At 64.7% G+C, this 13,629-nt stretch carries 7 protein-coding genes and 1 tRNA gene; 4 read left to right on the forward strand and 4 right to left on the reverse strand.

What is annotated here, in order from left to right; translation table 11 throughout:
- Positions 1–43: 43 nt before the first annotated feature.
- Together G6P88_RS01245 and G6P88_RS01250 are read left to right on the forward strand one after the other, a co-directional pair.
- Positions 44–1,639 (forward strand): PAS domain-containing sensor histidine kinase, encoded by a 1,596-nt coding sequence (locus G6P88_RS01245; protein ID WP_425594485.1) that lies wholly within the window; start codon positions 44–46, stop codon positions 1,637–1,639.
- A complete protein-coding gene (locus G6P88_RS01250; protein WP_165321465.1) occupies positions 1,632–2,246 on the forward strand; it encodes a response regulator transcription factor in 615 nt (204 codons plus the stop codon). Before G6P88_RS01245 ends, G6P88_RS01250 begins: the two co-directional genes overlap by 8 nt.
- Positions 2,247–2,309: 63 nt before the next feature.
- Here G6P88_RS01250 and G6P88_RS01255 read toward each other — a convergent pair whose 3' ends face one another.
- Both G6P88_RS01255 and G6P88_RS01260 read right to left on the reverse strand, forming a co-directional pair.
- Positions 2,310–7,598, reverse strand: a complete 5,289-nt coding sequence (locus G6P88_RS01255; RefSeq protein ID WP_165321466.1) for a lamin tail domain-containing protein — start codon at positions 7,596–7,598, stop codon at positions 2,310–2,312.
- A gap of 274 nt (positions 7,599–7,872) precedes the next feature.
- Positions 7,873–7,948: transfer RNA gene (locus G6P88_RS01260), tRNA-Glu, on the reverse strand.
- A gap of 137 nt (positions 7,949–8,085) precedes the next feature.
- Between G6P88_RS01260 and G6P88_RS01265 the strand changes: the two genes are divergently transcribed.
- Complete coding sequence (locus G6P88_RS01265) at positions 8,086–8,271, forward strand: hypothetical protein (protein ID WP_165321467.1); 186 nt, start codon at positions 8,086–8,088, stop codon at positions 8,269–8,271.
- A gap of 118 nt (positions 8,272–8,389) precedes the next feature.
- On the opposite strand, the gene G6P88_RS01270 is transcribed toward G6P88_RS01265, so the two are convergent.
- Both G6P88_RS01270 and opgC read right to left on the reverse strand, forming a co-directional pair.
- Complete coding sequence (locus G6P88_RS01270; RefSeq protein WP_165321468.1) at positions 8,390–9,766, reverse strand: class II 3-deoxy-7-phosphoheptulonate synthase; 1,377 nt, start codon at positions 9,764–9,766, stop codon at positions 8,390–8,392.
- An 80-nt stretch (positions 9,767–9,846) separates the two neighbouring features.
- The gene (gene opgC, locus G6P88_RS01275; protein ID WP_165321469.1) at positions 9,847–10,995 is read right to left on the reverse strand and encodes an OpgC domain-containing protein; all 1,149 of its coding nucleotides are present in this window, start codon (positions 10,993–10,995) and stop codon (positions 9,847–9,849) included.
- 134 nt (positions 10,996–11,129) lie between these two features.
- Between opgC and lon the strand changes: the two genes are divergently transcribed.
- Positions 11,130–13,532, forward strand: coding sequence for an endopeptidase La (gene lon / locus G6P88_RS01280; RefSeq protein WP_165321470.1), 2,403 nt, complete (start codon positions 11,130–11,132; stop codon positions 13,530–13,532).
- Positions 13,533–13,629 lie beyond the last annotated feature (97 nt).

Raw genomic sequence — 13,629 nt, forward strand, 5'->3', positions numbered from 1 at the left:
GGCGGGAGCCTTCTTCGCGGCCTTCGCAAGCGGTACTCCGGCCATGCTCAGCATGGCGGCCGGGGCCGCAATCCTTGTTCTGCTCGGCTATCTGACGGACCGCAACGCCGGCCGTTCGCGGCGTGCTGCAGGCCAGGCCAGCGACGAACTCAACCTGCTGATCGACGGCGCGTCCGAATATGCAATCTATATGCTCGATCCCGAAGGCCGGGTGACGATCTGGAACAAGGGTGCCGAGCGGCTCAAGGGCTGGCTGGAATCCGAAGCTGTCGGGCGATATCTCGCGGACTTCTACGCGCCCGACGCGGTCGCAGCGGGAAAACCCGAGGCCGATCTCGAGCGCGCCCGTCGCGAGGGCCGCTTCCAGGAGGAGGAGATGGCGACCCGCAAGGACGGCACCCAGTTTCTTGCCAATATTTCGCTGACCGCCCTCTATGACGACAAGGGCAAGCTGCGCGGCTTCGGCAAGGTGATCCGCGACGTTACCGAACAGCGCGCTGCCGAACGGCAGCTTCGATCGAGCGCGGCACAGATGCGTTCTATCCTTTCAACCGTGCCCGACGCGATGATCGTCATCGATTCGCGCGGGAGGATCATCTCGTTCAGCGCTGCGGCGGAGCGTCTGTTCGGCTTTTCGGAACGGGAGGTGTTCGGGGCGAACATCAGCCGGCTCATGCCGTCCCCCGACCGCGAACGGCACGACGCCTATATCCAGCGCTACCTGGCCACCGGCGAGCGCCGGATCATCGGCATCGGGCGCACGGTGACGGGGCTCAAGCGCGACGGGTCGACTTTCCCCATGCAATTGGCGGTCGGCGAGGCCGCCGTCGAGGGCGAGCCGGTGTTCACCGGCTTCATCAGCGATCTCAGCGAGCAGATGCTTGCCGAACAGCGCATCGAGGATCTTCGCTCCAACCTGATCCACGTCGCGCGGGTCAGCGCCATGGGAACCATGGCATCCACCCTGGCGCATGAATTGAACCAGCCGATCACAGCCGTGATGAACTATGTCGAGACTATCCGGGACATGCTGGAAAGCCCGGATCCGGGCGATTTCCCGATCATTCGCGATGCGCTGTCCGAGACGGCGAGTGAGGCGATGCGCGCCGGCCAGATCGTCCGGAGGCTGCGCGAGTTCGTCGCCAAGGGCGAAGTCGAGAAGACCGTCGAAGACCTGCCGGCGCTGATCGACGAGGCGGCGAAGCTGGCACTCATCGGCGCGCGCGAAAAGGGCGTCCATGTCGAGTTCGCCGTCGATCCCGAGGCGACACCGGTCCTAGTTGACCGCGTGCAGATCCAGCAGGTGCTGATCAACCTGATGCGCAACGCGGTCGAGGCAATGTCGGCCCTTCCCGCAGGGGTGCCCCGCGAACTCCGCCTGTCCACTCATGTCGAGGAAGCAGGGCTGGTCCGGATCGCGGTGCGCGACACCGGCCCCGGCGTCGCGGCCGAGATCGTCTCCGACCTGTTCCGGGCGTTCAACAGCACCAAGACCGACGGCATGGGGCTGGGCCTGTCGATCTGCCGGACCATCGTCGAGGCCAATGGTGGGCGGATCTGGTACGAACCCGGCGCGTCCGGCGGATCCATTTTTCAATTCACCATCGTCAGAATAGAAACGGAGGACCAAGATGGCTGACAAGCGGCTGGTGCATGTCGTCGACGACGAGGATTCGATCCGGCGATCGGCAAAGTTCATGCTCTCCACTTCGGGCTATGCGGTGGAAACCTGGGAAACGGGGGTCGCCTTCCTCAAGGAAGCGAAGACGGCGCAGCCCGGCTGCATATTGCTCGACGTCCGCATGCCCGAAATGGACGGGCTGGAGGTGCAGCAGGCGCTCAACGAGCGCGGCATCACCATGCCGGTGATCATCCTGACCGGTCATGGCGACATCGGCATCGCGGTCCGCGCGATGAAGGCCGGCGCGGTCGATTTCATCGAGAAGCCCTTCGAGAAGGCGGTGCTCATGTCCGCGATCGAGGCGGCGCATGCCCGGCTGGAAAAGAACGCCGCCGACCTGGACCGGAACGAGGAAGCCCATGTGATGCTGGGCAAGCTAACCGGCCGCGAGCGAGAGGTCTTGGAAGGCTTGGCCAAGGGGCTGCCTAACAAGACGATCGCCTATGACCTCGATATCTCGCCCCGCACCGTCGAGGTTCACCGCGCCAATCTGATGACGAAGCTTGGCGTGCGCAGCCTGTCCGAGGCGCTGCGCATTGCCTTTGCGGCGGGGATGGGGGCGTAGGGGGGACGCGACTGGAGCGGATGAGGACGGAAGGGGAGCGAGGTGCGCTCCCCCTGCCGCCGATCAGCCGACCGCTACGACGAAGTCGGTCGTTTCGAACGCCGTCGCCGTTGCCGACCGCATCTCGATGATGGCGGTGATGTCCCCGGCATTTCCGGCGGCGTTGTAGAAGAGGTAGGTCGTGGCACCCACTTGCGTGGCCACGATGTCCTGCGTTCCGGCGTGATTGTCGAGAAGCTGCTGCGCTGCCGTCCGCGCCGCCGTGACCGACGCCTGCGTGCCACCCTGCAGCACATCGCCTGCGCTGACCGCGAAGTTGAGCATGATGCTGTCGATGCCCTGCTCGAAGTCGGTGATGGCGGTGTAGAAGGCCGGCGTGACGAAATTTCCGGCCGAGGCCTCGGTGAACTGGAAGATGTCGCTACCGGTGCCGCCCGTCATCACGTCGACCCCGGCACCCGCGACCAGCCTGTCGTTGCCGAGCTCTCCCCGCAAGATATCGTTGCCGCTGTCGCCGAACAGGACGTCGTCGCCCTTTCCGCCGCGCACGATGTCGTTGCCGTCACCGCCGTGGATCAGGTCGTTGCCCTGATTGCCGTTGATGCTGTCCGTTCCATTCCCGCCGTCGATGGTATCGGCGTCGTCACCGCCCTGAATGCGGTCGCGGCCGACGCCACCGGTGATGCTGTCGTTTCCGGCGTGTCCGAAGGCGACATTCACACCGTCACCCGTTTCGATCAGATCGTCTCCGTCCGCATCGTTGCCGGCACCGGCAAAGCTATTGCCATAGATATGGTCGGCGCCGTCGCCGCCCAGCAGCGTATCGTTGCCGCCTTCCGATGTGCTGTTGCCGACCGCGCCGCCATAGAGATAGTCATCGCCTGCTCCGCCCACGAGGCTGTCGTCGCCTGCGCCACCGGCGAGCGTGTCGGCTCCCGATCCCGCCTGGAGGACGTCTGCGCCCGCCAGGCCGAGCACCATGCTATCGCCCGTTCCGGTCGTGACGAGCTCGTCGGCATCGCTACCCTCATAGCTGAGCTGCGTGGGCGGCAGGCTTACAGCGACGCTGTCGTTGATCGCCGTCACCGTGATCGACAGGCTTGCCGTGGTGCTGGCGCCCGCGCTGTCCTGGACGATGTAGTCGAAACGCTCCGTACGCTGCTCGCCATTCGGGAGGGCGTCGGTGGCGTCGCCGTCGGCCGCATAGCTATAGCTGCCGTCGCGTGAGATCGTCAGCGTGCCCCACTGCCCCTCCACGACTGTCGCCTGCGCACCGACCGTGACCCCGCCGACCGAGAGCAGGGTAAGGCGGTCATATGCCTGGGCATCCTGATCGTTCGACAGGATGTTTCCGGTGATCGACGCATCCTCGTCGACGAGGTCCGAATCCGCGGTCGCGACCGGTGCGTCGTTACTCGTGACATAGCCCGGCGATCCGATCTGATTGGTGTCGGTCGCAGCGGTGATCGCCTCATTCAACCCGGAGGCGCTGAGCGTGGAGATGGTGCCGCCGTTGAGCGCCGCGCCATTGTCCAGCGACGCAAGGGTCGATGTCGCGCCGAAGCTGACGCTCGCCTGGAGCGTGCCATTTGCGTCGTAGAGGTTGACCGCGTCTCCGTTGCTGCTCAGCCCGATGCCGCTTCCGGTGTAGGTTCCGAACCGCAGGCCTTCGGGCGCCTCACCCCCGAACCAGGTCTGGACGAAGGCCGCGATGGCGGTCTCGGGTTGGGAGGTTTCGAGGAAGATCACCGACTCGCCTGCCGCGATGCTGGTGATGCCGCTCAGCGCGACGGCATTGCCGAAGGAGGCCGAACTGTCGTCCACCTTCCAGCCGGTGAGGTCGATCGCTGCCGCAGTGCTGTTCGTTACCTCGAACCAGTCCGCGCCGATCGCCGTACCGCTCGACCAGGGGGCGACCTCCGACACGAAGATGCGTCCCACCGATCCCGGCGAACCGATCTCATCGCTGTCACCGGGGGCGTGGAAGGCGCCGTTCACGTCGACCGCGCTCAGCGTCGAGACCGCGCTTCCATTGGCGAAGGCCGCGTTGTTGAACGTCTGGAAGGTTGGCCCGGACGGCGATGCGCCGAAGGAGATGTTGGCCTGCAGCGTTCCGCCGGCATCGTAGATGTTCACCGCGTCGCCGCCGGTCCCGAGGCCGATGCCGCTGCCGGTATAGGTGCCGATCTGGAGATTGGTGGGCGCCGTGCCGCCGAACCAGTTGGCCACGAAGGCCGAGGTTGCGGTGGTGGGATTGCTGCCTTCCACGAAGATGACCGACTCGCCGGGGGCGATGCTGGTGATTCCCGCCAGCGCGACCGCATTGGCGAACAATCCGCTATTGTCGTCGACCTTCCAGCCGGTCAGGTCGATCGCGGTGGTGCCGCGATTGGTCAGCTCGAACCAGTCGGCACCGACCGGGCTGTCGCCGCTCGACCAGGGCGCGACCTCGGTTACATAGATTTCCTGGCGTTCGGCGACGTCCGTCACCGTGACCGTGATGGCTTGGGTTGCGCCGTTCGTGCCGTCGGATGCGCGCACATCGACCAGATAGGCATTGTTGCGATCGGTATCCCCCGGTGCTTCGAAGTCCGGCGCCGCGAGGAAACTCAGCGCTCCCGTCGACGCGTCGATGCCGAACAGCGCCTGATCTGCGCCTCCGACGATGGAGTAGGAGACCGTATCGCTCTGCGGGTCTGTCGCGGCGACGGTGCCGACGGTGGTCTGGTTCTCGGCCGGGGTGAAGGATGCGGGCGAAGTGAACCCCGGTGCGACCGAATTGGCGGTGACGATGAACGATACGGAGCCGACGTCGCTCTTGAAATCGTCCAGTCCGAAGCTCGTGCCATTGTCGCGAACGCTGTAATCGAAGCTCGCCTGTCCGGAGAAATTGGCGGTAGGCGTGAAGACGATGGTGGAGCCGACGATCGACGCACTGCCCCCGACGGCGTTGCTGACATTGGTAATGGTCAACGTCTGACCATCGTCGTTGAGCGGACCGGCGCTGTCATTGGCGAGGAGCGTTGAGACGTCGATCACATAGCTGCCGCCTTCGGCGACCGGCTGCGGCGTGTCGTCTGTCGCGACCGGCGCTTCGTTGACCGCAACGAATTCCCCGGGCGAACCGAGCTGGTTTGTGTCCCCAGGTGCCGCATAAGCCGGGCTCGCCAGGGCTACCGAACTGCGGACGGCCAGCGCGGTGTCGTTGAGCGCGGTGGCATTTTCGAAGGTGGCGAGAGTTGCACCCGACGCCCCGAAGCTCACCGTTGCCTGCAGCGTGCCGCCGCCGTCGTAGAGATTGACGGCATCGCCGCTCCCACCGAGGCCCACGCCGCTTCCCGAATAGGTGCCAATCTGGAGCCCTGCGGGCGCCGTGCCGCCGAACCAGGTGTCGATGAATGCCTGCACCGTCGTCGTCGGCGTCGACGTTTCGAGGAAGATCACCGATTCACCCGGCGCGATCGTCGTGATCCCGCTCAGCGCTACCGCAGCATTGGGCGACTGCGAATTGTCGTCCATCTTCCAGCCGGTGATGTCGAGCGCGAAAGCGGTGCCGTTGGTGACCTCGAACCAGTCGGCGCCGATGCTCGTGCCGCTCGACCAGGGGGCGACCTCGGAGATGAAAATCCGTCCGACGGTGCCGGGCGAGCCGATCTCCGCAAAGTCGGTCGCTGCGACGAAACCGCCATTCGGACCGACGAGGCTGAGCGTCGTTACGGCCGAGCCATTCAGCCCTGCGGCATTGTCGAACGTCTGATAGACCGGGCCTGCGTCGGCAGCGCCGAAGCTGATGCTGGTCTGCAGTTCGCCTGTACCATCATAGAGGTTGAGTGCGTCCCCCCCGGTGCTCAGACCGATGCCGCTGCCCGAATAGGTACCGATCTGGAGCCCGGCGGGGGCGGTGCCGTCGAACCAGGTCTCGATGAACGCCGTCACGACGTCCTGGCTCGACCCTTCGATGAAGATGACCGATTCCCCGGCGGCGATGCTGGTGACGCCGCTGAGCGCGACCGCGCTGGCAAAGAGGCCGCTGCTGTCGTCGACCTTCCAACCGCTGATGTCGATCGCGCTGCCGGTGGGGTTGGTGATCTCGAACCAGTCGGCGCCGACCGGGCTGTTGCCGCTCGACCAGGGGGCGACTTCGGAGATGTAGAGGGAGGAGACGCCACCGCCCTCGTTCACCACATTGGTTACGCCGAGCGTGTACGAGATGCTGGCATCGGGCGAGGACCCCAGATTGGGGTCGTCGACATTGACCGTGAAGCTGTAGCTCGACTGGGTTTCGAAATCGACGGTGGTTCCGGCGCGCAGGTAGACGCCGGTATTGTCGACCTCGAACAGCGCGGCGTCGGCACCGCTAAGGGTGAAATTGTTCACGCCCTGGCCATCGTCGGCGATCGCGATACCGGCGACCTTGATCCGGCTGGTCGTGGAGACATTCTCCTCGACCGCATCGAGCGCGGCGAGGAGGCTGATCGCGGTCGGAGCCTCGTTCGCCGTGTTCGCGGGCGCATAGACCCATAATTGCGGATGATCCGCATCGCCGCCGCCATTCTCGCTGACGACATAGATGAAGCCATCGGCATCCATGGTGATGCCTTCATGCTGCTGGTTTTCGACCGGCAGCGGATTGCCGCTGTCCGAATAGAGGTTCATTACGCTGAGGACATTGCCGTCGCGGTCCACCTCGAGGATGCGCGCCGATTCCTGGCTCAGGATCAACATGGTTTCGTCCAGGGGATCGATGTTCGACAGCGCGAAAACGTCGGCGATGTCGGCGATGCCCAGATTGTCGGGGGCAAAAAGGTCCACGGCATTTTCGGTCGAGGACGAGCCGTTGGTGGCGGTTCCGGCGTCGAAATCGACGTCCGACTGGAACACCGAAATTGGCTCCTTTTCCTTGACGATGATATAGCCATCGGTGAGCGGATCGTAGCTGATCCCTTCGAAGCCGAGATTGGGGGAGAAGGTGCCCATGTCGACCGTTTTCGCGGTTTCGCGGGTCAGGGTCGTTCCGGCCTGGTAGGTGAACAGCACGACATTGCGGTCGCGCTCCTCGGTCATGACGAACTGGCCGTTGCCGATATAGGTAAGCCCTTCGGGATCGTAGAACTCGGTCCCCTGCGGGCTGCTGCCCGTCGCCAGGGTCATCGAGTCGATCAGCTCGCCCGTCTTGCTGATCTGGACGATCGACGTGCCCGCGTCGCCGACGACGAACAGCGTATCGGTGTCCTTGTTATAGGTGACCGCCGACACTTCCTGCGCGAGCACGCTGCCGGTCGGCGCCTGCGTCCGCGTCGGCTCGGGAAGATCGTAGCGACCAACCCGCACATATGTCGAAAGATCAACCATATACCCCCCTGGGAAAGACCGGTGGCGGACGACGGGCGGGGGAGGGCGGGTGCCGGCCTATGCGAGACCTGCGACCATCGCGCTCGGCGCCGTCGCGGCGCTTTTCGGGGGCCTATTGAGCCGATGTGAAGCAGAGGTGACGGTCAGATTGCAATTCGGCTACGGCTTAAATTATGTCCGAATGCATATGATTTGCGAGCTTATCCCACAGGCACGCCTAAAGACGACGCCAAGGAGAGTGTGTTTATATGGAGTATCCGCAAACTTCTTGAAGTGGTGACCCCTACGGGACTCGAACCCGTGTTTTCGCCGTGAGAGGGCGACGTCCTAGACCGCTAGACGAAGGGGCCGTGCTGCGGAGCGGCGTCATTATGAAGGGGGCGGGGGGGAGTCAAGCGAAAGCTTGCGCGCTGGCGAAGCTCTGCGGTTCTTCGCAGGGGAAATTACGAAATGGCCTTGTACGGGCCGATGCTGCTAGCCTTCAGGCATGCGATCAGAGGCTGATGTTACCGAAGAGGCGAATGGGCTGATTGCCCTGCATGGCGCGGGCGCGGTGCAGACTCTGCTCGACCGCATCGCACAGGCGGTCCGGCGTTCGGACGACGAACTTGTGACGCTGCTGGACAAGATTCTCCAGTGCGTCGAGCGGACGCTGGAGCAACCCAGACACTGACCGTCAGGACTGCCCGGGCATGTCTGCCCGGCAGCCGTCGTGCCATAGTCCTTGTTTGCCTGTCTCGCCTGAGGTGGAGCCGGCGCCCTGAGGCTGCCCCGGCTCCGTGACTTTCGCGTCAGGCCGCAGCCCGCTCGCGTTCCTTCATTTCCTGATTGAGCATCTCGGCGAGCAGGAAGGCCAGCTCGATACTCTGGCCCGCGTTGAGGCGCGGGTCGCAATGGGTGTGGTAGCGGTCGGCGAGATTCTCGTCGGTGAGCGCCATTGCGCCGCCGGTGCACTCGGTGACGTTCTGCCCCGTCATCTCGGCATGGATGCCGCCGCCATGGGTGCCCTCCGCGCGGTGAACGGCGAAGAAGCCGCGCACCTCGTCGAGGATGCGGTCAAACGGACGGGTCTTGTAGCCGTTCGGCGCCTTGACGACATTGCCGTGCATCGGGTCGCACGACCAGACGACCTGGCGTCCCTCGCGCTTCACCGCGCGCACGAGCGCGGGCAGGTGCTTCTCGATCTTGTCGTGCCCGTAACGCGTGATCAGCGTGATGCGGCCGGGCTGACGATTGGGATCGAGCGTGTCGAGCATCCGCAGGAGAGCGTCGGGCTCAAGGCTCGGGCCGCATTTCAGGCCGATCGGATTGTGGATGCCGCGCAGGAACTCGACATGGGCCGATCCCTCGAAACGCGTGCGGTCGCCGATCCACAGGAAGTGGGCCGAGGTATCGTAATATTCGCCGACGTTGAGGCTGTCCTCGCGGGTCATCGCCTGCTCATAGGGCAGCAGCAGCGCCTCATGGCTGGTGTAGAAGGCGGTGCCCTTCAGCTGCGGCACCGTCTCGGGGTTGATGCCGCACGCCGCCATGAAGTCGAGCGCGTCGCCGATCCGCGTCGCCACCTCGCCATATTGTGCGGCCCACGGGCTGCGGCCCATGAAGTCGAGCGTCCAGGCATGGACCTGGTGCAGATTGGCATAGCCGCCCTGGGCGAAGGCGCGCAGCAGGTTGAGCGTCGCGGCCGCCTGGCTGTAGGCGCGGATCATCCGCTGCGGGTCGGGCCGGCGCGCGGCTTCCTCGAAGCCGATGTCGTTGACGATGTCGCCACGATAGCTGGGCAGCGAAACGCCGCCGATTTCCTCGGTCGCGGCCGAACGCGGCTTGGCGAACTGTCCCGCCATGCGGCCGACCTTCACGATCGGCAGCTTCGACGCATAGGTCAGGACGACCGCCATCTGCAGCAGCACGCGGAACGTGTCGCGGATGTTGTTCGGATGAAACTCGGCAAAGCTCTCGGCGCAATCGCCGCCCTGCAGCAGGAAGGCCTTGCCCGCGGCGACCTGCGCCAGCGTGCCGCGAAGCTCGCGGGCCTCGCCGGCAAACACCAGCGGCGGATAGCTGGAAAGCTCCTTCTCGGTCGCTGCCAGAAGCTGCTGATCCGGATAATCCGGCATCTGCACCGCTTTATGTTCACGCCAGCTCGCGGGCGTCCAATTCTTAGCCATATCCCGTTCCACTCGTTAATCGGCGGCTCCCCATGCGCGTCGGGACCGGGAAAGGCAAGCGCAGGCCGGCTATCCGAAGCTCAACCTGCCCTTTGCTCGAGCGGGCGTACCGCCCCCCGAGCCTTGTGCAGCGCATAGGCGTTGGCGAAGACGGCGAGGAGCGCGGCGCTGCTCAGGCACAGGGCGATATAGGCGTCGTGGCGGGGCGCGAACTCGATCCAGATATAGCCCGCCGCATAGCTTAGCGCGACGCTGACCACGAAGGTCTGCAGCGAATTGGAGCCGATCACCGCGCATTGCCGCATCAGCCAGGTCCGTTGCAGGCGCGGCCATACCCACAGGATGCTCATGATCAGCCAGCAGACCGACATCGCATGGGCGACCCGCACCGGACCGATGCGGATCTTGCTCTGGTAGAGCACCTCGAACGAGAACCAGTGCTGGGAGAGGAACAGCAGGGTCAGCCCGGCAAACAGCAGGAACGGGAGGATCAGCCAGCGCCAGTTGCCGGCGGCACGCCGCTCGATCCGGCGCAGCAGCTGGAAGCGGCCTGCCGCCAGCGCGCCAAAGAAAAGCAGTTGCCAGGAGGCCGGGTTGAAGTTCCACAACCAGTCCCCGACTGGCGTGCCGCCCCGGATATTGAACCAGGGATTCTGGTGCGCGAACCAGTAGAGCCCCAGCGAGGCCGCGACCGCGACGAGAGGCTGCCATCGGAGCAGGGCCGCGAACAGCGGCGCGGCGGCCAGCAGCGCCATGTAGGTGACCAGGATTTCCAAGCAATAGGGCTGAACGTAGAGCAGCAGGAAGTCGATGATCGACGCGGGACCGCGCTGGATGAAATAGTCGAAGAAGCTGAGCCGGGCCAGATCGTGCGATCCCAGGCACAAGGGCAGCAGAATCAGGAACAGGCCGAGATTATACACATAGAGCTTGCCGCTTCTCTGCCAGACCCGGCGGGCGAACGTGGCGACGCTCGGGTCGCGTTCCGCGCTGAAATAGACCGCGCCGACCAGATAGCCCGACAGCAGGAAGAAGGTCTCGGCGGCACTCGAGAAGCCCCACAGGGTGAGCGTCGGAAACTGCATCCCGACCATGTGCATCCGGTCGGTGAAGCCGGTGATGTGATTGATCGTGATGGTCAGCAGGGCCAGTCCCCGCACGATGTCGATGCTGGCGTCCCGCGTCCGGGTGGGAGGCGAGGGGGCGGGGCGGGGTTCCGTGGCAGTCACGGCCGCGCCTTACAGCAGGGGCAGTGAAAATTACAACTTCGCGCCCGTAAAGCGCTCCGTTCATTGATCCTGAACAGGTGGCGGCCCATATAGCCTCCATGGCGCGCTCCCGCAGCGCGCCGATCGGAGAATAGATGACTGAGAATCTGCCTGTACTGCCGCTGCGCGATATCGTTGTGTTCCCGCATATGATCGTGCCGCTGTTCGTCGGCCGGGAAAAATCGGTGGCCGCGCTGGAAAGCGCGATGGCCGCCGACAAGTCGATTTTCCTCGTCGCGCAGCTCGACCCTGCCGAGGACGATCCCGATCGCGATGCCCTCTATGACGTTGGCGTGGTCGCCACGGTGCTCCAGCTGCTCAAGCTGCCCGACGGCACGGTCCGCGTGCTGGTCGAGGGCAAACAGCGCGCGCGCCTGTCCGAGCTGAACGACGAGGACGCGCATCTGACCGCGTCGGTCGACCTGATCGAAGACGTCGCCGCCGATGGCGCCGAGGTTTCCGCGCTCATGCGGTCGGTCGTCGACCAATTCGAAAATTATGCCCGCCTGAACAAGAAGCTGCCGGCGGAGACGTCGGTGCAGCTCGGACAGATCGACGACGCCTCCAAGCTGGCGGACGCGGTGGCGGCGAACATCTCGATCAAGGTCGCCGACAAGCAGGCGCTGCTGATCGAACTCGACCCCGCCAAGCGTCTCGAAATGGCGTTCGCCCTCATGGAAGGCGAATTGGGCGTGCTGCAGGTCGAGAAGAAGATCCGCAGCCGCGTGAAGCGGCAGATGGAGAAGACGCAGCGCGAATATTATCTCAACGAGCAGCTTAAGGCGATCCAGCGCGAGCTGGGCAATGCCGATGGCGAGGATGGGGGCGACGAGCTTGCCGAGCTCGCCTCGAAAATCGCCAAGCTCAAGCTGTCGAAGGAAGCCCGCAGCAAGGCCAATGCCGAGCTGAAGAAGCTGCGCGCGATGGCGCCCATGTCGGCGGAAGCGACGGTGGTCCGCAACTATCTCGACGTGCTGCTTGGCCTGCCCTGGGGCAAGAAGTCGAAGCTCAAGAAGGACATCGCTGCCGCGCAGGCGGTACTCGACGCGGACCATCACGGTCTCGAGAAGGTCAAGGACCGGATCGTCGAATATCTGGCGGTGCAGGCGCGTACGAACAAGCTGAAGGGGCCGATCCTGTGCCTCGTCGGCCCGCCCGGCGTGGGCAAGACCTCGCTCGGCCGGTCGATCGCCAAGGCGACGGGACGTGAGTTCGTGCGGCAGTCGCTCGGCGGCGTCCGCGACGAAGCCGAGATTCGCGGCCATCGGCGGACCTATATCGGCTCGCTGCCGGGCAAGATCGTGACCAACCTGAAGAAGGCCGGCACCTCCAACCCACTGTTCCTGCTCGACGAGATCGACAAGCTTGGCCAGGATTTCCGCGGCGATCCCGCCTCGGCCCTGCTCGAGGTGCTCGACCCCGAACAGAACAACAAGTTCCAGGACCATTATCTGGAGATCGACGTCGATCTGTCGGATATCATGTTCGTCTGCACGGCCAACAGCCTGAACCTGCCGCAGCCGCTGCTCGACCGCATGGAGATCATCCGTCTCGAGGGCTATACCGAGGACGAGAAGGTCGAGATCGCGCGCGAGCATCTGCTCGACAAGCAGGTCGAGGCGCATGGCCTGACCAGTGGCGAGTTCGAACTGACCGAGGCCGGCCTGCGCGACCTGATCCGCTATTATACCCGGGAAGCCGGCGTTCGCACGCTGGAGCGCGAGATTGCCAAGCTGGCGCGCAAGAGCCTGCGGCGCATTCTCGAGGGCAAGGCCACGCAGGTGGTCATTACCCCCGACAACCTGTCCGAGTTCGCCGGCGTGCGGAAATACCGCTTCGGCGTCGGTGAGGAAGAGGATCAGGTCGGCGCGGTCACCGGCCTCGCCTGGACCGAGGTCGGCGGCGAGTTGCTCACGATCGAGGCGGTCACGGTGCCCGGCAAGGGCATGATCAACACGACCGGCAAGCTCGGCGACGTGATGAAGGAAAGCGTCCAGGCGGCGTATAGCTTCGTCAAGGCGCGGGCGCCCGCTTATGGCATCAAGCCCAGCCTGATCGCCCGCAAGGACATTCACATCCACCTTCCCGAGGGCGCGGTCCCGAAGGACGGGCCTTCGGCCGGCATCGGCCTGACCACCGCGATCGTCTCCACGCTGACCGGAATTCCGGTCCGCAAGGAGATCGCCATGACCGGAGAGGTGACCCTGCGCGGTCGCGTGCTGCCGATCGGCGGCCTGAAGGAAAAGCTGCTGGCGGCGCTTCGGGGCGGCATCACCACCGTGCTGATCCCGAAGGAGAACGAGAAGGACCTGGTCGAAATCCCCTCGACCATTCGCGAGGGGCTGAAGATCATTCCCGTCAGCCATGTCGACGAAGTGCTCGAATTGTCGCTGGCCGGTCGGCTTACGGCGATCGACTGGACCGAGGCGGACGAGCTTGCGCTCACGCTGAAAGGGGCGACGAGTCCCGATGGCAGCGAAGTAGCGGTCCGGCACTGATGAGATTGGGCGGGGCGGGGCGAAGTCCTCCCCCGCCCCAGTCTGCCGGTGGCCCCGGGCTTTCTTGCAGCGCCGGGGTTCGAGCTCTTTTCACTTT

It is taken from the genome of Rhizorhabdus phycosphaerae (assembly GCF_011044255.1).
Lineage (GTDB): Bacteria > Pseudomonadota > Alphaproteobacteria > Sphingomonadales > Sphingomonadaceae > Rhizorhabdus > Rhizorhabdus phycosphaerae.